The sequence below is a fragment of the Amycolatopsis sp. NPDC089917 genome, from assembly GCF_040684635.1.
In the GTDB taxonomy this organism is placed as follows: domain Bacteria; phylum Actinomycetota; class Actinomycetes; order Mycobacteriales; family Pseudonocardiaceae; genus Amycolatopsis.
Genome location: NZ_JBFBGL010000007.1, coordinates 72,737 through 92,429 on the forward strand (window position 1 = coordinate 72,737; position 19,693 = coordinate 92,429).

Annotated in this window: 13 protein-coding genes; 9 read left to right on the plus strand and 4 right to left on the minus strand. The window is 69.5% G+C overall.

Annotated elements, in window-relative coordinates:
- The first annotated feature begins 38 nt into the window (after positions 1-38).
- From AB0N89_RS07805 to AB0N89_RS07840, 8 genes are all read left to right on the plus strand, one after another.
- The gene (locus tag AB0N89_RS07805) at positions 39-2,066 is read left to right on the plus strand and encodes a cytochrome c oxidase assembly protein (protein WP_364201367.1); all 2,028 of its coding nucleotides are present in this window, start codon (positions 39-41) and stop codon (positions 2,064-2,066) included.
- Positions 2,067-2,541: 475 nt separating this feature from the next.
- Positions 2,542-2,991, plus strand: a complete 450-nt coding sequence (locus AB0N89_RS07810; RefSeq protein ID WP_364201370.1) for a single-stranded DNA-binding protein — start codon at positions 2,542-2,544, stop codon at positions 2,989-2,991.
- A gap of 96 nt (positions 2,992-3,087) precedes the next feature.
- Positions 3,088-4,764: an energy-dependent translational throttle protein EttA gene (gene ettA, locus AB0N89_RS07815; RefSeq protein WP_364201373.1), complete on the plus strand. Its 1,677-nt coding sequence runs from the start codon at positions 3,088-3,090 to the stop codon at positions 4,762-4,764.
- Positions 4,765-4,780: 16 nt separating this feature from the next.
- Positions 4,781-7,405 (plus strand): hypothetical protein, encoded by a 2,625-nt coding sequence (locus AB0N89_RS07820; protein ID WP_364201375.1) that lies wholly within the window; start codon positions 4,781-4,783, stop codon positions 7,403-7,405.
- A 344-nt stretch (positions 7,406-7,749) separates the two neighbouring features.
- Positions 7,750-12,723, plus strand: coding sequence for an NAD-glutamate dehydrogenase (locus tag AB0N89_RS07825; protein ID WP_364201378.1), 4,974 nt, complete (start codon positions 7,750-7,752; stop codon positions 12,721-12,723).
- A complete protein-coding gene (locus tag AB0N89_RS07830) occupies positions 12,723-13,142 on the plus strand; it encodes a thioesterase family protein (protein WP_364201381.1) in 420 nt (139 codons plus the stop codon). The genes AB0N89_RS07825 and AB0N89_RS07830 overlap by 1 nt, the downstream gene beginning before the upstream one ends.
- A complete protein-coding gene (locus tag AB0N89_RS07835) occupies positions 13,135-13,770 on the plus strand; it encodes a hypothetical protein (protein WP_364201384.1) in 636 nt (211 codons plus the stop codon). The genes AB0N89_RS07830 and AB0N89_RS07835 overlap by 8 nt, the downstream gene beginning before the upstream one ends.
- Positions 13,771-13,833: 63 nt before the next feature.
- Complete coding sequence (locus AB0N89_RS07840; RefSeq protein ID WP_364201387.1) at positions 13,834-14,106, plus strand: hypothetical protein; 273 nt, start codon at positions 13,834-13,836, stop codon at positions 14,104-14,106.
- Here AB0N89_RS07840 and AB0N89_RS07845 read toward each other — a convergent pair.
- Positions 14,103-14,753, minus strand: a complete 651-nt coding sequence (locus AB0N89_RS07845; RefSeq protein ID WP_364201389.1) for a DUF305 domain-containing protein — start codon at positions 14,751-14,753, stop codon at positions 14,103-14,105. The two genes, AB0N89_RS07840 and AB0N89_RS07845, sit on opposite strands and share 4 nt — an antisense overlap.
- An 87-nt stretch (positions 14,754-14,840) precedes the next feature.
- On the opposite strand from AB0N89_RS07845, the gene AB0N89_RS07850 reads away from it, so the two are divergent.
- Positions 14,841-16,292 carry a hypothetical protein gene (locus AB0N89_RS07850; protein ID WP_364201392.1) on the plus strand — a complete coding sequence of 484 codons (1,452 nt, stop codon included), beginning with the start codon at positions 14,841-14,843 and terminating at the stop codon, positions 16,290-16,292.
- Between the two features lie 75 nt (positions 16,293-16,367).
- On the opposite strand, the gene AB0N89_RS07855 is transcribed toward AB0N89_RS07850, so the two are convergent.
- The 3 genes from AB0N89_RS07855 to AB0N89_RS07865 are packed head-to-tail and all read right to left on the minus strand — an operon-like array spanning position 16,368 to position 19,314.
- Positions 16,368-17,921 (minus strand): glycoside hydrolase family 13 protein, encoded by a 1,554-nt coding sequence (locus AB0N89_RS07855; protein ID WP_364201395.1) that lies wholly within the window; start codon positions 17,919-17,921, stop codon positions 16,368-16,370.
- A complete protein-coding gene (locus AB0N89_RS07860; RefSeq protein ID WP_038517366.1) occupies positions 17,921-18,316 on the minus strand; it encodes a globin in 396 nt (131 codons plus the stop codon). Before AB0N89_RS07860 ends, AB0N89_RS07855 begins: the two co-directional genes overlap by 1 nt.
- 20 nt (positions 18,317-18,336) lie before the next feature.
- Positions 18,337-19,314 carry a mechanosensitive ion channel family protein gene (locus tag AB0N89_RS07865; protein ID WP_364201398.1) on the minus strand — a complete coding sequence of 326 codons (978 nt, stop codon included), beginning with the start codon at positions 19,312-19,314 and terminating at the stop codon, positions 18,337-18,339.
- Positions 19,315-19,693: the final 379 nt, after the last annotated feature.

The window sequence follows — 19,693 nt, forward strand, 5'->3', positions numbered from 1 at the left end:
CCATCTTGCCCGTTTCGCGTCCGGCTTACCCTCGTGACGTGCCTTCAGACCCCGAGACGAAGCCGGCCCCGCCCGCACGGAAGGCCGGTGTCCTGCCGCTGGTGTCGATCGGGGCGCTCCTGGCCGCGGTGGTCGCCGTCGGTCTGGTCGCGCTGACGGGTGGCGCCGGTTACGTCATCGCCGGTCTGCCGGATCCGGGGCTGGTGACGCGCTACGGCATCACCGTCGTGCGGGTGCTGGCCGAAGCGGCTTCGGTGCTGTGCGTGGGTTCGCTGCTGCTCGCCGCGTTCCTCGTCCCGCCGCAGAAGTCCGGCACGCTCGCCGCGGACGGTTACGCGGCCATCCGTGTCGCGGGGGTCGCCGCGTGGGTCTGGTTCGTCGCGGCCGCCGCGTCGATCTTCTTCTCCGCGGCCGACGGCGCGGGGCGCCCGTTCACCGAGGTGCTCTCGCCGCAGGTGCTGATCGACCTCGTGGACGCCATCGAGCAGCCCAAGGCCTGGCTGTTCACCGCGTTGATCGCGCTGCTGGTCGCGCTCGGCTGCCGTCTCGCGCTGACCTGGGGCTGGACGACGGTGGTCTTCTTCCTGTCCGTCGGCGGCCTGATCCCGGTCGCGGTCACCGGGCACTCCGCGAGCGGCGGCTCGCACGACATGGCGACCAACAGCCTGCTGTACCACCTGGTCGCCGCCGCGCTGTGGGTCGGCGGCCTGGTGGCGCTGCTCGCGCTCGGCTGGCGCCGGGGCGAGAACCTCAAGCTCGCCGCCACGCGGTTCTCCAAGCTGGCGCTGGTCTGCTGGATCGTGATGGCGGTCTCCGGCATCGTCAACGCGCTCGTGCGGATCCGGATCGCCGACCTGTTCACCACCGACTACGGCCTGCTGGTGGTCGCGAAGATCGTCGCGTTGCTGCTGCTGGGCGTCTTCGGGCACCAGCAACGGCAGAAGGGCGTCGCCGGGCTGGTGAACGGCGCCGGCGGCGGTCAGCTGCTGCGGCTCGCCGCGGTCGAGGTGCTGATCATGTTCGTCACGATCGGCATCGCCACCGGACTCGCGAAGACCCCGCCGCCGCAGGAGTCGCTCACCCAGCCGTCGACGACGGAACTGCTGATCGGTTACGACCTCTACGGTCCGCCAACCGTCTTCAGGCTGCTCACGGACTGGCGGTTCGACCTCGTCTACGGCACTCTCGCGCTCGTTCTCGCCGGGCTGTACCTCGCCGGGGTCCGGCGGCTGCGGCGCCGCGGCGACACCTGGGCCACCGGCCGGATCGTCGCCTGGCTCGCGGGCTGTTTCGTGCTGCTGATGGCGACGTCGTCCGGCATCGGGCGGTACGCGCCCGCGATGTTCAGCGTGCACATGGGAAACCACATGCTGCTGTCCATGGTGGCGCCGGTGCTGTTCGTGCTCGGCGGTCCCGTGACGCTCGCGCTGCGCGCGCTGCCCGCGGCGGGCAAGGACGCCCCGCCCGGACCTCGGGAATGGGTGCTCGCCTTCGTGCACTCGCCGCTTTCGCGGTTCCTGACACATCCGATCGTCGCGCTGCTGCTGTTCGTCGGTTCCTTCTACGGCCTGTACTTCTCGGGCCTGTTCGACGCCGCGCTGAACTATCACTGGGCGCATCTGGCGATGAACGCGCACTTCCTGCTCGCCGGTTACGTCTTCTACTGGCCGGTGATCGGTGTCGATCCGGCGCCGCGCCGGATGCCGCCGCTGGGACGGCTGGGGATGATGTTCGCCGCCATGCCGTTCCACGCGTTCTTCGGGATCGCGCTGATGAGCATGCAGACCGTGCTGGGCCAGGACTTCTACCGCGGGCTCAAACTGCCGTGGGTCACCGACCTGCTGAGCGATCAGCGGCTCGGCGGCGGGATCGCGTGGGCGTCCGGCGAGCTGCCGGTCCTGCTGGTGCTCGTCGCGCTGCTGGTGCAGTGGGCACGTCAGGACGAGCGTGAGGCCCGGCGGAAGGATCGCCGTGAGGACGCCTCGGGCGACGCGGATCTCAACGCCTACAACGCGATGCTGAAGAACCTCGCCGATCAGGGCCGGGGACCGGGGAAGGGCTCCTAGGCGGGCACGCTCGTTGCCGGGCGTGTCGTCCGTCTGGACACGCGTGTCGTCCAGACAGTCACGGGTGTCGTCCCTTCAAGCACGCGACACCGCCCGCCCGGCACGTGCCCAAGACAGCGTCGGCCCGTCCAGTCCGCCGGGCCTGTCCTGAAGGGGTCTTTCGAGACGCTCAACGTCCTGAAGGACCCATTCAGGACAAGTCCGTTCGTGACGCCACGAGGCGAAGGCGTCCCTCGCCGCGTCAGACGAAACAAAAGACGCCTTCACCCCAGCCGAAGACACGGTCGCCGTCGCTACCACATCCGTCCGGCCCCGCTCGGGTTCCCACCCGAGTTGTCCACAGGAAGCCCACAACTCCCGCAGTTGTCCACAGATCCCGTTCACGCTCTTTTCCGCCCTCTGATCCGAGGCACTCTGTGATCAAGGGAAACACCGGGAACGGCCCGGATCGAGGAGAAAGGCGAGTGTGATGGCGATGGGCGAGACGTGGGTGACCATGATCGGCAACCTGACCAGCGAACCGGTCCACCATCCGGAACGCGTGCACGGGCACGACGTCGTGTCGTTCGGCTTGCGGAGCGTCGAACGCCGGTACGACAAGGAAAGAGGGGAGTGGGGCGAGGGGAGGCAGCTCGCGGTCAAGGTCACCTGCTGGCGGAAGCTGGCCATGGCGGCGTTCGCGTGCCTGAGCAAGGGCGACCCGGTGATCGTGGCCGGGCGGCTGCGCGGCGCCGAGACCGCCGAGGAGATCCCGGCACCTCTCGGTCTACCTGAGCTTGAGGCCTTCTCCATCGGCCCCAACCTCGCACGGTGTTCGGCCGAGATCCAGCGAGCCGGGCGCGATCGGCCCCGGGCGATTCCGCTGGCCCCGCCGCCGTCGGGGAATCCCATGGTCACCGCGCTGGAGGACGCGTCCGTGGGGTGAGGTCCCGATGCTCACTCAGTGATGTCGGGCTGACTGTGGGTAGTTCGGTGGTGACCGCCGTCAAGGCCTCGATCGGCTCGCTCTACGATCGCTTGTATGGCCGAGTTCATCTACACCATGAAGAAGGTGCGCAAGACCGTCGGGGACAAGGTCATCCTCGACGACGTCAGCACCGCGTTCTACCCCGGCGCCAAGATCGGCGTGGTGGGGCCGAACGGCGCGGGTAAATCCACCGTTCTGAAGATCATGGCGGGGATCGAGCAGGCCAGTAACGGCGAAGCCTTCCTCCAGCCCGGCGCCAGCGTCGGCATCCTCATGCAGGAGCCGGAGCTCAACGAGGAGAAGACGGTCCGCGAGAACGTCGAAGAGGGCCTCGGCGACATCAAGGTCAAGCTCAACCGCTTCAACGAGGTCGCCGAGCTCATGGCGACCGACTACAGCGACGAGCTGATGGAGGAGATGGGCAAGCTCCAGGAGGAGCTCGACCACGCCGACGCGTGGGAGATCGACTCCACGGTCGAACAGGCGATGGACGCGCTGCGCTGCCCGCCGCCGGACGAGCCGGTCACCCACCTCTCCGGTGGAGAGCGCCGCCGGGTCGCGCTGTGCAAGCTGCTCCTGTCCGCGCCCGACCTGCTGCTCCTCGACGAGCCCACCAACCACTTGGACGCCGAAAGCGTGCTGTGGCTGGAACAGTTCCTCGCGAACTACGCCGGCGCCGTCCTCGCCGTCACCCACGACCGGTACTTCCTGGACAACGTCGCGCAGTGGATCATGGAGCTCGACCGCGGCCGCGTCGTCGGCTACGAGGGCAACTACTCGACGTACCTGGAGAAGAAGCGCGAGCGCCTCGAGGTCCAGGGCAAGAAGGACGCCAAGCTCGCCAAGCGGCTGAAGTCCGAGCTCGACTGGGTCCGGTCCAACGCCAAGGCCCGGCAGACCAAGTCGCGGTCCCGGCTGGACCGCTACGAGGAGATGGCCGCGGAGGCGGACAAGCACCGCAAGCTCGACTTCGAAGAGATCCAGATCCCGCCGGGGCCCCGGCTGGGCAGCGTGGTCGTCGAGGTCGAGAAGCTGCGCAAGGGTTTCGACGACCGCGTGCTGATCGACGGGCTGTCGTTCGACCTGCCGCGCAACGGCATCGTCGGCGTGATCGGGCCGAACGGTGTCGGCAAGACGACGCTGTTCAAGACGATCGTCGGGCTCGAGGAGCCGGACGACGGCCGGGTCAAGATCGGTGAGACGGTCAAACTGTCCTATGTGGACCAGAATCGTGGCGGGATCGACCCGAAGAAGACGGTATGGGAGGTGGTTTCGGACAAGCTGGACTACATCCACGTCGGGCAGACCGAAATGCCCTCGCGTGCCTACGTCAGCGCGTTCGGTTTCAAGGGTCCGGACCAGCAGAAGCCGGCGGGCGTGCTCTCCGGTGGCGAGCGCAACCGGCTGAACCTGGCGCTGACCCTCAAACAGGGCGGGAACCTGATCCTGCTCGACGAGCCGACGAACGACCTGGACGTCGAGACCCTGGGCTCGCTGGAGAACGCTCTCGAGCAGTTCCCCGGCTGCGCCGTGGTCATCTCGCACGACCGGTGGTTCCTCGACCGGGTCGCCACGCACATCCTCGCCTGGGAAGGCACCGACGAGAACCCCTCGCAATGGTTCTGGTTCGAAGGTAACTTCGAGGGCTACGAGAAGAACAAGGTCGAACGTCTCGGTGCCGAGGCGGCTCGTCCGCACCGCGTCACCCATCGCAAGCTGACCCGCGACTGAGGGCCGGGGGTTCCCCGTGGAAGCCAGCAAGCGCCAACGGCCGGGCTCGCCCACCACCATGGTGGGCGGGCGGACGGCTGCCACCGGGGTAACCCTGTCCGCTGTCGGCAGGTTGATCGAACGTGCGGACGCCCTGCACTCGAGGGCGCCCGAACTCGCCCTGGTCCTCGGGGAGCGCGCGGCCGCGCTCGCCGAGGCGGCCGGTGCCGACGAGCAATGGATCCGTGCGGAGAGCCTCGTGGTGACCGCCCGGGTCCGGCTCGGTGGCCGTCCCCGGACGGTCGGCCGGGCGGTGGCAGCCCTGCGTGCCGCCGAGCACGCGGGCTACGGCGACATCGCCGCTCGGCTGAGGATCGACCTGGCGGTCTGCGCGCGCAGCGTGGGCGTCCCGCTGACCGGGCTGGCCGCGCTGCGGCCGCTGCTGGCGGATCCGGCGGTCTCACCGGCGCACCGGGCCGAGGCGTTGAGTCACCTCGTCGGCTGCCTGGCGCAGTTCGGCCGCAAGGCGGAACTGGACCGCGTGCTCGCCGAGGCGGACAAGCTCGTGCTCGGCGACGGCTCGATGACGGCGGATTCGCAGCTGCTGATCCGCGCGATGCTGCGAGTCGGGGTGGCGGCGCACCGTCGTCGGCACGGCGACCTGACGTCGGCGGCCGACGCCGCGCGGACCGGGCTGGGCATGCTCGAAAAGCTCGGAAACCCTGACGACGACGGCGGTCTCGTCCGGATCAGGCTGATCCTGCACCTCGTCTGCACGTTGCTGGACCGGGGCGACACGGAAATGGCGATGGAGGTCGCGCAGCCGATCCTCGACGCGCCCGTCCGGGCCGCCGGGGTCGCGCCGGCCGCGTGGCTGCGGCTGGCGGTGGCCACCCGTGTCCTGCTGCCCGCGGGATCCGGGGAAGCCGCGGGCATGCTCGTCCGTGAATCGGTCGCGGCCACCGAGGACCACAACCTCCACGCCGTCACGGCACGGCTGTGGCTGGAGCTCGCGCAGATCGAGGAACGGCTCGGCCGGGCCGAGGAGGCGATCGGCTGCCTGCATCGTTCGCGCGCCGCCGAGCATCTGCACGCCCGCGCGCGCAGGCAGGCGTGCAACGTCCTGGTCGGCGAGTTCGGTGCGGCCGAGAACGCCGCCGTCGACCTCGACGACGTCTTGCGCGCCGTCGCCTCGCGGCCGTCCGCGGCTCCGGCCCCCGCGCCTGCCCCCGCCCCGACCCGGGCTCCGGTCCCCGCGCCGGAATCGGCCGAGGTGACCGCGGTGATGGCGGCGATCGACGCGGCACCGCCGAAGCGGGCCGCCGCCGAGCCGCCGGTTCGCCGCGAGCCGCCGCAGCCCGTGCGGCAGACCAGGCAGCCGGAACCGGAACCGGCGCCGGTGCGGTACGCGCCTGTCGAGCCTCCGCGCCCCGCCGCGCCCCCGCGGCCGGTGGAGCCGGTCGCCGAAAAGCCCGTCGTGGAAAACCCGGTCGTGGAGAAGAAGCCCGAAGCGCCGGTACTCAAACCACCGTCCCGTCCGGAGCCGGTCCAGGAGGTCGCGGCATCCGACAGCGATTGGCGCCGTCGCGTGCCGGCGAAGCCTCGGCAACCCAAGCCGACGATCAGGTTCGAGCCCAAGGCCGAACCCGCCGCACCGAAGCTGATGCCGCCGCCGCCGAAACCGGAGCCCGAGCCACGCCCCGAGCCCGCGCCACGCGCCGAGGCGGCGCCGCGGCCGGAGCCGACGACGGGACGCCGCCGTCGAGAGGAACCCGCGGTCCGCGAAACCCCCGCGGCTCGCGAGGTCGCGCCTCAAGATCCGGCGGTCGCCCGTCTGGACACCCCGGCCCCGGCCGCTCGGCGGCAGCCCGAGGTGCCTGTCCGGTATGAGGAGCCGGTGCCCGTATCGGCCCCGGAACCCGTTGTCCCGGAACTGCTTCTGGCTCCCGAACCGGCGGCCGAACCCCGGCCGCGCATGACCGCGGAGGCCGAGCCGCCGCGTCCGCCCGGAACAGCCGCCCCGTTGTGGGAGAGCGACGAGTGGGCGGCCGAAGAGCGAGCTCGCCGGTCCGCCGCGCCCGCCTCGCGCAAGACCAGGCACGACGCCGAACATGGTTCCGTGGCGGCGAAATCGGTGCTGGACCGGCTCGGGATCTCGAGTACCGGCGGAGGCCGTGGCCGCCGTCGCGCGGACGCCACGGATCCCGTGCAACCCGAACCCGTTCCGGAGGAACGCGCCGAGCCCGCGCGCGCCCGCCGGGAAAAGCCTCCGGTCGAGTACGCCGAACCCGCCGTCCCGCTCGCGCCACCGCCTCGGGAAGACCCCGCACCGCCGCGCAATGGCGCCCCTCCGCAGGGTGCCCAGGAAGAGGTCGCGGATCCGTGGCTGCCGCGGTTGCGGATGCCGCCCGCGCTGGACCCGCTTACCGACACCGGCTCCTGGCGGCCGGTGACCCCGTTCCCGGAGAGCTACGCCCGTGCGATCGCGGAGGAGGAACCGCCGCCGGACGCCGGTCTCGCCGATCTGCTCGCCCGTGCGCTCGCCGAGCATCAGGCAGGGACGGCGAGTGCCGCCGCGCTCGTGAAACAGCTCGGCTCCCAGGACTCGGCGAAGCGTCCGGTCAACGGTCGCGACCGCCACCGCGCCAACGGGAGCGACTGACCGGGCGACAGTAAAGGTCCCTTGCTCACCTCGCTGTGAGCCGAAGAGGTCTTGAACGATTCAGTCGAGCGGGTGACGCCACGCGGCGGGTCCGTGTGGAGCAAGGGGCGCTGGTCACCCCCGGTGCGGTGGTACGCGGGGCGGCCCGGACAGACCGTCGATGTGACCGGCGAGTAGCTGAACCGATCACGGCGATTCCGGTATCTGAGCAGGGAAATCTTCGACGGACGGGAATGACCCGGCCTTGTGGAGCCGACAGTCCGGAGCTGTAGGTTGGGGTCTGGGCCGGTACAGAGTCGTGCCGGTCGCGGTGTCAATCTCGCTACTGTGGAGAGTTGCCTCAAATGAGCTCGACGGGAGTCTCGTCCCTGCCCGGAAAAGATGTCGGCACCGAGGATGGCGCCCGGCGCCGGTCGGTGAACCCGGAGCAGATCCGGGACGACCTGATCGACGCCGCCGCGGCGTACGCCCCGGAGATCGGCGACCTGATCCGCCTGTACTACCGGCACATCCCGGCCGAAGAGATTCTCGGCGACGACCCGGTCGACCTCGTCGGCGCCGTCCGTTCGCACCTGCAGCTGGCGAAGGACCGGATGCCCGGCCGCCCCGCCGTGCGGCTGCTGAACCCGACAGGCCCCGAGGACGGCTGGACGCGTGAAGCCACCGTCGTGCAGGTCGTCACGGACGACATGCCGTACCTCGTGGACTCCGTCGCCGCCGAGTTCGCGCGGGACGGGGTGCAGGTGCAGCGGATCGTGCACCCGATCGTCGTGGTCAGCCGCGACCTCACCGGCGAACTGCTGGAGGTCCACCCGGACGCCGACCCGGCCGACCCGCCGGCGAACTCCGCGGCCGAGTCGTGGATGTACATCGAGATCGACCTGGTGACCGATCCGAACCGGGCGCGCGAGCTGGACAACCGGCTGTCGTCGGTGCTGGGCGACGTGCGCGAGGTCGTCGAGGACACCGACAAGATGGCCGAGACCGCGTGCCGTCTCGCCGACGAGCTGGACGGGAACCCGCCGCGGCTGGCCGCGAGCGAGGTCGCCGAAGGTGCCCGGCTGCTGCGCTGGCTCGCCGACGGTCACTTCACCTTCCTCGGCTACCGCCGCTACGAACTGATCGACAACCCGCACCCGGACAGCGACGAGCCCGCCCTGCGCGCCGTACTGGCCAGCGGGCTGGGCGTGCTGCGCCAGGACAGCCTGGCCGCGCGCAGCCTCACCGCCGGTCCCGACACGGCGGCGTCCGCGCTCGCGCCGACGCTGCTGGTGCTGACCCAGGCGAGCGCGCCGTCCACCGTGCACCGCCCGGTCTACCCGTACTACGTCGGCGTGAAAACGTTCGACGACAAGGGAAACGTCACCGGCGAGCACCGCTTCCTCGGCATGTTCACCACCACCGCCCTGCACGAGAACGTGCTGGACATCCCGGTGGTCTGCAACCGGGTCCGCGAGGTCATCCACCGCGCGGGCTTCCCGATGGAGTCCTTCTCCGGCCAGCGGATGCTCGAAGTGCTGCAGAACTGGCCGCGCGCGGACCTGTTCTCGGCCGACACCGACTCGCTGTACTCGACGACGACGGGTGCGATCACGCTCTCGGATCGCAGACGGCTGCGCCTGTTCCTGCGCCGCGACCCGTACGGCCGCTTCTACTCCTGCCTCGTGTACCTCCCGCGTGACCGCTACACGACCCGTTCGCGGCTCGCGATGCAGGAGGTCCTGCTCGAAGAACTCGAAGGCACCCAGCTCGAGTACAGCGCGCGCATCGGGGAGACCGTGCTCGCGCAGGTGCACTTCATCGTGCACACCGATCCCTCGCAGCGGTCCGAACCGGACACCCTGCGCATCCAGGAACGGCTCAACGAAGCCGTTCGCAGCTGGGACGACCGGATGGTCGAGGCGATCCTCGCCGAGCGCCGCGAGCGCGCCGGGGACAGCGGCGTCGCGATCGGCCTGCTGGGCGAGGAGTCCGCGGGCGAACAGGGCCAGCGGTTCGCCGCGGTGTTCCCCGAGGGCTACAAGGAGGACTTCACCGCGCTCGAAGCGCTCGCGGACCTCCGCGCCCTGGAGTCGCTGACCGACGAGGGCGACCTGTCGCTGTCGTTCTACCTGCCCGCCGACGCCGAGGCGGGGGAGCGGCGCTTCAAGCTGTACCTGCGCGGCGAGGGCGTCACCCTCTCCCAGGTGCTCCCGGTCCTCCAGCGCATGGGCGTCGAGGTCGTCGACGAGCGACCGTACGAACTGCGCCGCGAAGACGGCGGCCGGTCCTGGATCTACGACTTCGGCCTGCTGATCGACCCGCAGGTCCTCGACCACGCGGACCACGACCTCCGCATCCGCTTCCAGGACGCCTTCCACGCCGCCTGGCGCGGCGACTGCGAGGTCGACGGCTTCAACGGGCTCGTCCTGCGCGCCGGGCTCACCTGGCGCCAGGCGGCCATCCTGCGGGCCTACTCGCGGTACCTGCGCCAGACGAAGATCCCGTTCTCGCAGGAGTACATCGAGAACACCGTCCTCGCGCACACCGACATCGCCACCGCGCTGGTGCGGCTGTTCGAGACCCGCTTCGACCTCTCGCTCGGCGACGAGGTCCGCGCGTCGCAGGCCGACCACCTCACCACCGAGATCGGCAAGCTGGTCGACGAGGTCACCAGCCTCGACGAGGACCGGATCCTGCGGCGGCTGATGGCGGTCATCCTCGCCACGCTGCGCACGAACTACCACGTCACCGACGAGGACGGGAACTCCCGCCAGTACCTGGCGCTCAAGCTCGACCCGAGCGCGGTGCCCGAACTGCCCGAGCCGCGGCCGAAGTACGAGATCTTCGTGTACTCGCCCCGGATCGAGGGTGTGCACCTGCGCTTCGGCGACGTCGCGCGCGGTGGTCTGCGGTGGTCCGACCGCCGGGAGGACTTCCGCACGGAGATCCTCGGCCTGGTCAAGGCGCAGGCGGTCAAGAACGCGGTCATCGTGCCTGTCGGCGCGAAGGGCGGCTTCGTCGTGAAGCGCCCGCCGACGGCCACCGGTGACCCGAGCCTGGACCGTGACGCCCAGCTGAACGAGGGCATCGCCTGCTACCGGATGTTCATCTCCGGCCTGCTGGACGTGACCGACAACCGCGTCGAGGGCAAGACCGTCCCGGCGCCGAACGTGGTCCGCCATGACGGCGACGACAGCTACCTCGTGGTCGCGGCGGACAAGGGCACCGCGAAGTTCTCCGACATCGCGAACGAGGTCTCGGCGAACTACCGGTTCTGGCTCGGCGACGCCTTCGCGTCCGGCGGCTCGGTCGGCTACGACCACAAGGCCATGGGCATCACCGCGAAGGGCGCTTGGGAGAGCGTCAAGCGCAACTTCCGCGAGCTGGGCAAGGACACCCAGACCGAGGACTTCACCGTCGTCGGCATCGGCGACATGATGGGCGACGTCTTCGGCAACGGCATGCTGCTCTCCGAGCACATCCGCCTGGTGGCCGCGTTCAACCACATGCACATCTTCCTCGACCCGGCCCCGGATTCGGCGACCTCGTTCGCCGAGCGGCGGCGGCTGTTCGACCTGCCGCGCTCGTCGTGGGAGGACTACGACCGCTCGCTGATCAGCGAGGGCGGCGGGATCTACTCGCGGTCCGCCAAGACGATCCCGGTCAGTCCGCAGGTCCGCGAGGCGCTCGGGCTCGCCGACGACGTCACTTCGCTGGCGCCGAACGACCTCATGCAGGCGATCCTGCTGTCCCCGGTCGAACTGCTCTGGAACGGCGGCATCGGCACCTACGTCAAGGCCGAGAACGAGTCCCACGCGGACGCGGGCGACAAGGCCAACGACGCCTTGCGCGTCAACGGCAACCAGCTCCGCGTCAAGGTCGTCGGCGAGGGCGGGAACCTGGGGCTGACCCAGCTCGGCCGGATCGAGTTCGCCCGCGCGGGCGGCAAGATCAACACCGACGCGCTCGACAACTCCGCCGGTGTGGACTGCTCCGACCACGAGGTCAACATCAAGATCCTGCTGGACCACCTGGTCTCGACCGGGTCGCTGGGTGCCGAGCGGCGCAACGAGCTGCTGGAACAGATGACCGACGAGGTCGGCGAGCTGGTGCTTGCCGACAACTACCGGCAGAACGCCGTGCTCGGCGTCAGCCGGGCGCACGCCGGGCCGATGGTCTCGGTGCACCAGCGGCTCGTCGCGGCTCTGGTCGCGAAGGGCGCCTTCGACCGCAAGCTCGAAGCGCTGCCGAGTTCGGCGGAGTTCCGCGCGCTGGAGAAGGCGGGCGAAGGCCTCACCTCGCCGGAGCTGGCGACGCTGCTCGCGCACGTCAAGCTCGACCTCAAGGACGAGCTGCTGGCGAGCGAACTGCCGGACTCCGAGGTGTTCTCGCGCCGTCTGCCCGAGTACTTCCCGAAGCCGCTCCGGGAGCAGTTCGGCGACGCGATCTTCCAGCACCCGCTGAAGCGCGAGATCATCACGACGATGGTGGCCAACGAGGTCGTCGACGGCGCCGGGATCTCGTACGTCTTCCGCCTGATGGAGGAGATGAACGCGACCGCGACCGACGCCGTCCGCGCGTACGCCGTGGTCACCCACGTCTACGACCTGCCCTCGCTCTGGGCGCAGATCGACGCGCTGGACAACGTCGTGCCGACCGAGGTCGCGGACGACATGATGCTGGAGACCCGCAGGCTGCTCGACCGGGCCGCCCGCTGGTTCCTCACCAACCGGCCGCAGCCCCTCGCTCCGCTCGCCGAGATCAACCGGTTCGGCCGGGTCGTCGGCGAGATGGCGCCGCGGGCGCACGAGCTGCTTCGCGGTGTCGAGTGCGCTTCGGTGGACGAGAACACCGAGCGGCTGATCGAGAAGGGCGTCCCGGCGGAATTGGCGGAGCGCGTGGCGCTCCTGCTGCACACCTTCGGCCTGCTCGACGTCACCGACGTCGCGGAGCTCGCCGAGCAGCAGGTGGGGATCGACGCGGTGCACACCCCGGCGGACACCGCGGGCCTGTACTACGCGCTGTCCGACCACCTCGGCATCGACAAGATGCTGACGTCCATCAGCGGTCTCGAACGCGGCAACCGCTGGCACGCGCTCGCGCGGCTGGCGCTGCGGGACGACGTCTACGGTTCGCTGCGCGCGATCACGCTGGATGCCTTGCGGCACAGCGATTCGGACACCGACCCGGACGAGAAGATCGTCCATTGGGAGAAGACGAACGCCTCACGACTGCAGCGGGCCCGCGTCGCGCTGGACGAGATCAGCCAGTCCGGCAAGCTCGACCTCGCGACGCTGTCGGTGGCGGCGAGGCAGATCCGGAGCACGGTGCGGTAGTGAGCTACATTTCCCTGATCCGGCCGCGTTGGTCGGATATGGACGTCTACGGGCACGTCAACCACGCGAACATGGTGACACTGCTCGAAGAGGCGCGGATCCCCCTGCTGTTCGGGGACGCCGTCCGGGCCGGGCTCACCGAACTGCCCAAGGGCATCGTGGTGGTGAAGCTGGCCGTCCATTACCGTTCGCCGATCGTGGTGTCCGATCAGGACATCCGGGTGGAGATCTCGTTGAAGGACTTGAAGCACGCCAGCTTCACCCTCGGCTACAAGGTGCACGACGGGCCCGCCGAGGCCGACAAGGTCGCGGTCACCGCGGAGACGGTGCTCGCGCCGTTCGACACCGCGTCCGAGCGGCCCCGGCGGCTGACCGAGGACGAGCGCGCCTTCCTGGAGAAGGGGTTCGCGGATGCCTGAGCTCTTCATCCCGGACGCGGGCGACCGCGAAACGCTCGGCGCCTTCGTGGCCAGAGCGGTCCGGCTCGACCAGAACACGCTGGTGCGGTTGCGGCAGCGTGGTGACGGCGTCGTCGAGGCATGGAGCACGACGCCGTTCGAGGTCCTCGCCACCAGGGCCGTCGCCGGTGACATCACGCCGTCCGACATCACCGTGTCCGGGAACGAGCTGCTCGCCGCGCTGACCGTGGCCGGCGGCGAGCGGATGGATCCCGGCCCCGCCCGTGACCTGCTGTGGCATTCCGAGCTGCCCGCCCCGGGGCGCTGGCAGCTGGTGGACGAACTGCCGGCGACGGTGATCTCGGAGCTGGCCGAACGCGGGGTCACGCTCGCCCGCGACAACGTCGGCCCGCACGGCACGCCGCCCGCGTCGCTGATGGACCAGGCGGTGCTCACCGTTTCCGGCAACGAGCTGGAGATCAAGGTCCAGATGCGGTGCCTGTTCGCGTTGTCGGGGATGGGTTTCGTCGACTCGTCGATCGACGGCGACGTCGTCCGGGTCACCGCGACGGATTCGTGGATGCGCATCGACGCGCGGTACGGCGCCGTCATCAAACGCCGTCACGCGCTTCTGCCGCTGCTGTTCTGACGGGTTTCTTACCGCCGAGCGCCGCGGGTGGCTTCCGGCCGCCCGCGGTGTCAGGCTGTCCTCATGAACGACAAGGGCGGTGAGGACCCGACCGCGGACTTCCTCGCCGAGGTCAGGCCGGAGGAGACCCCGTGGCGGACCGAGCGTCCGCCGGGTGAGGAGGCGCCGGAACGCGCCGAACGCCCGGAGAAATGGGGCCGCGCCAAGGCCGCCGGACGGGCCGCCGCGGCGGCGGCGCCCTACGTCCAGGCCGCCGCGCTGGCGACCTGGATCGTCTCGGGCACCGTCGGCGATTCAGGCGACTCCGGCGACATGGGCTCCTCGGGCGACGCCTAGAGCTTCGCGCGCATCGTCTTCATGCGTTCGATCTCGGCGGACTGGCCGGTGATGACCTCCTGCGCCATCTCCTGCGCCTTGATCTCGACACCCTTGCCGAGCTGGGTCTCGGCCATCGTCAGCGCGCCCGTGTGATGCGCGATCATCAGGTCGAGGAACATCTTTTCGAACGCCACGCCGCTCGCCGCGCGCAGTTCCGCGAGCTGGGCCTCGGTCGCCATCCCCGGCATGAGCGCGTGATCGTGACCGCCACCGTGATCACCGTGGCCCGCGTGTCCCTCACCCGGCACCGGCTTGCCGCGGTCGGCCAGCCACGTCTTCATCATCGTGACCTCGCCGTCCTGCGCCACCGAGATCCGCCCGGCGATCGCCCTGATCTGCTCGTTCGCCGTCTTGCCCGGCACCAGGTCGGTCATCACCTTCGCCTGCTGGTGGTGGGGGATCATCATCGTCATGTACTCGACGTCGGCCTCGTTGGGCTGATCGCGGTTCACCGGACCGGGGGAGCCGGTGCCCGCCTGCTCACCGGGTTTGCCGGGAACGATCACCGGCGCGCTCTGAGCGGGGGCGGCGGGCTCCTCGGCGCCGGTGCAGCCCGAGACGACGAAAGCGGCCACGACCAGCGCCGATGTCAAACTTTTTCTCATCCCGGGAGAACCTCCGTTGGTGGGTATCTGCTGAGCCTAAATAAGTAATAAGGTTCGCGTAAAGCTGGGTGGAAGGAGAGCCATATCGTGCTGCAACCTGGGCTGAAACGTCGCTTGACCAGGGTCTTCGTGTCGGCGGCCGCGGTCGCCGCCCTCGGGGCCTCCAGCGCGTTCGCCGCGCCCGCCGTCATCGCGGAGCCGTCGGCGACCACGATCCCGGGTGTGGACGAGATCGTCCACAGCCCCAACCTCCGGTCGATCGCGAACATCCCGCAGCAGGGACCGTTCACCAAGGAATCGACCGGCACCGACATCGCGTTCACCAAGGGGCACGCGATCATCGGCACGTACGACGGCTTCAACGTCTTCGACGTCCGCAACCCGTACCGCCCGAAGATCGTCAGCCAGGTCCTCTGCCCCGGCGGGCAGAACGACGTGTCGATCTCCGGCGACCTGCTCTTCCTCTCGACCGACGCCTCGCGCAGCGACAACTCGTGCTCCAGCGTCCCGAAGCCCGCGTCCGACAAGTCGGCGTGGGAAGGCATCAAGATCTTCGACATCTCGAACCTCGCCGCGCCGAAGTACGTCGCGGCGGTCGAGACCGACTGCGGTTCGCACACCAACACCCTGGTGCCGGACAAGCGCGGCAAGGACGTCTACATCTACGTCTCGTCGTACGCGCCCGCGGCCAACCTGCCCGACTGCCAGCCGCCGCACGACAAGATCTCCATCGTCAAGGTCCCGCTGAAGGACCCGGCGAAGGCGGAGCTCGTCGCGACGCCGGTGCTGTTCCCGGACGGCGGCAACGCCGGCGGCGACAACCCTGACGGCACCCGTCGCTCGGCGACCACGGGCTGCCACGACCTGACGGCGCTGCCGGAGAAGGACCTGATGGCCGGTGCCTGCATGGGTGACGGCGTCCTGATCGACATCTCCGACCGGCTCAAGCCGCGCGTCATCAACCGCGTCCAGGACAACGTGAACTTCGCGTTCTGGCACAGCGCCACCTTCAACAACGATGCCACCAAGGTCGTCTTCACCGACGAGCTCGGCGGCGGTGGGATGGCGACCTGCCTGGAGAAGTTCGGCTCCACCCGGGGCGCCAACGGCATCTACGAGATCACCGGCCGCGGCGACAACCGCAAGCTGGAGTTCCGCAGCTACTACAAGATCCCGCGGCTGCAGTCCGAGAACGAGAACTGCGTGGCGCACAACGGCTCGCTGATCCCGGTGCCGGGCAAGGACATCATGGTCCAGTCCTGGTACCAGGGCGGCGTCTCGGTGTGGGACTTCACCGACTCGGCGAAGCCGAAGGAGATCGCGTACTGGGAGCGGGGCCCGCTCTCGAACGAGAAGCTCGTCACCGGTGGAACGTGGTCGACGTACTGGTACAACGGCCACATCTTCTCGTCCGACATCGTGAAGGGCCTGGACGTCCTGGACCTCAACGACTGGCGGACCTTCCCGGCGAAGCTCGTCCGGCAGAACCAGTTCAACGCCCAGACGCAGTACAAGCTGCACCCGGGCTTCAACAACTGATCCGTAATGCCATGAACGGTCCGTTCCTTGCGAAATTCGCAAGGAACGGACCGTTCATGGCGTTCCGAGGGGCGCTCACACGAGCCAGGCGGCCGCGTCCGGCGGTAGTTTCCCGTTCACCAAGGGCACGCTCGACAGCAGCACCTCGCCCGGCGGCAGCGCGATCGGGCTCGCCGACGTGTTCAGCGCGCAGACCAGCCCGCCGCCGGACCGCCGGAACGCGAAACACCCGGCCGGTGCGCCGTACCATTCCAGCTCGTCGCCGCCGAAAGCCTTGTGCGACTTGCGGATCTCGATCGCCCGCCGGTACAGCGACAGCGTCGACGCCGGATCCTCCAACTGCGCTTCCACGGTCACCGACGCCCACGAAGCGGGCATCGGCAGCCAGGGGTGCGGATTCCGCGAGAAGCCGAAGGGCGGCATGTCGCCTTCCCACGGCAGCGGCACCCGCGACGCGTCCCGGCCGAACTCGGCGCCGGAGGTCTTGGCGCGCGGGTCCGCGACCGCGTCGGGCGGGATGTCGACGTTGCCGAGTCCCAGTTCCTCGCCGTTGTACAGATAGACCGCCCCGGGCAGCGCGAGTTCGACCAGCGCCATCGCCCGCGCGCGCCGGACGCCGCGCTCACCGCCGCCGTACCGGCTGACCTGCCGCCAGACGTCGTGGTTGCTCAGCGTCCAGGTGGCGGGCGCCCCGGCCGACTTCGGCACCGCCAGGGACCGCTCGATGGCCGTCCGCAGCGCGTCCGCGTCGAAATGCGTGAGCACGAGCCGGAAGTTGAACGCCAGATGCAGTTCGTCCGGGCGCAGGTACCGGGCGAGGCGTTCCTCGTCGGTCACCCAGATCTCGCCGACGGCCATGGTGCCCGGGTACTCGTCGAGCACCTTGCGGATCATCTGGTGGATCTCGTGGACGCGGTCGTTGTCGAACCGCGGGTCGTAGAACTCGCTCGGCCCCATCGCGTTCACGCGCGGGTCCATGTCCGGCAGACCAGGCGGTTTCGCCATGCCGTGCGCGACGTCGACGCGGAAGCCGTCGACCCCGTGGTCCAGCCAGAACCGCAGGGTCCGCTCCAGATCCGCGGCGACCTCGTGGTTGGTCCAGTTCAGGTCCGGCTGCTGCGGCGAGAACAGGTGCAGGTACCACTGTCCGTCCGGGACCCGGGTCCACGCCGGGCCGCCGAACGCGCTGACCCAGTTGTTCGGCGGCTCGTCGCCGCGCGGGCCGAGCCCGTCGCGGAAGATGTAGCGATCCCGCTCCGGGCCGCCCGGCGGCGCCGCCATCGCCGATTTGAACCAGGCGTGGGTGTTGCTGGTGTGGTTGGGGACGACGTCGATGGTGACCTTGATGCCGCGTTTGTGCGCCTCGGTCAGCAGGACGTCGAAATCACCGAGGGTGCCGAACATCGGGTCGACATCGCGCGGATCGGCGATGTCGTACCCGTGGTCGGCCATGGGGGAGCGGTAGAACGGCGTCAGCCACAGCGCGTCGACCCCGAGCAGCTCCAGGTAACCGAGCTTGCCGCGGATGCCTTCGAGGTCACCGACGCCGTCCCCGTCCGAATCGGCGAACGAGCGCACGTAGACCTGGTAGAAGACCGCCTGGTCCCACCAAGCCACGTCGCGTTCCATCACACGAAACTGTTCATCATGCTGTTGGCGGCCATCTCCAGGTACGCCCACAGCTGCCCTCGGTAGGGCTCCTCGATGTTCTCCTCGTCGACCGCGATCTTGATGCAGCGCAACCACGCGTCGCGTTCGATCGGGCCGATCTTGAACGGGGCGTGCCGCATCCGCAGGCGCGGGTGGCCGCGCTGGTCCGAGTAGGTGTGCGGGCCGCCCCAGTACTGCATGAGGAACAGCCGGAAGCGCTCCTCGGCCGGGCCGAGGTCTTCCTCGGGATACAGCGGGCGGAGCACCTCGTCGACCGCCACTTCGGCGTAGAACCGCGCGACGATCCGGGTGAACACCGGTTCACCGCCGATCGCTTCGTACAAGGTGGTGGGGTCAGGTTCGGTCACGGACACAGCTCCATTCTGCCCTTGTCCTACTGCCCGGCGGGGCCGGACGACATAAAGCGCCCCAGCGGGGGCTCGAAGCCGGCTTCGTCCAGCACCGCGAGCAGGTGCGCTCGCAGCGCGCGCTGCACGGCCCACTGCTTTCCTGGGCGGACTTTCACGGTGAGGCGGAGTTTGATGCCTTCGGGGGTCACGGTCTCCACACCGAGCATCTCGGGCGGCTCCAGCACGTTCGGTGCGAGCCCTTCGCTCTCGAGGAGCGTCTTCGACTTCTCGGCCATCAGCTCGGTGGCCTTCTCGACGTCGGCCGAGTAGCTGAGCGGGACGTCGACGACGGCGACCGCGAAGCCCTGGCTCGAGTTGCCGACCCGCAGCACCTCGCCGTTGCGGACGTACCAGACGGTCCCGTTGATGTCACGCAGGGTGGTGATCCGGAGGCCGACGGCCTCGACGGTGCCGGACGCCTCGCCGACGTCGACGACGTCACCGACGCCGTACTGGTCCTCGATCATCATGAAGATGCCCGAAAGGAAGTCCTTGACGAGGTTCTGCGCGCCGAAACCGAGCGCGACCCCGACGATGCCGGCGCTGGCGATGATCGGCGCCAGGTCGATGCCCAGTTCGCCCAGCACGAGGATGAACGCCAGGCCGTAGATGAACAGTGTCGCCATCGACTTGAGCACCGAGCCGATGGTGGCGGCGCGCTGACGGCGTCGTTCCATCACCGCGGACCCGAGCACTTCGGGAGCCTTCTCCCGCAGCGGTCTCAAGAGGGCGGGAAGCTTCGACGAGCCGCTCGGCATCCGCGTCACGCGGTTGATCAGGCGCCGCACCACGTAGCGCAGCAGGAACGCCACGGCGACGATCATCAGGATCTTGATCGGCTTCGTCAGCAGCCAGCCCGCCGACGCGGAGAGCCATTCGTTGTTTGTGACCTGGAACACCTGGCCGCACAGGGTGCTGGCGTCCTTCGTGCATGCCGGGGGTTCGGTGGGCAGCAGGTTCACGGAGAAGAAATGTCCTTTCGTGCTCGGCGGGGATCGTTCGCGCTGCTCGGCGCGACAGGCGCCCCGGCGGAGGCGAAACAGCCAACTCGATGTGGCCGCCGGGTCGCGCGCATATGACACGTCCAGTAACACACGTGCACTTTGGGGCTGATCTGTGGTCGACTATGCCTGCACCGGTGGAGGTGGTCGAGTGCCAGACCGACAACCCATCCCCCTCGGCGTCCCGAGCCAAGCCTTGGCCGGACAGGCGCCGGAGGTCGTGTTGCGCGCCCATCCGGGAGGTGCCCCCTCGCACGGGGCTCCACCGGGCGGGCCGGGAACGCGGCCAGGGGGTGTTGCCCGCCCGCCCGGACAGCGTAGAGGGCGGGATCCGTCGACT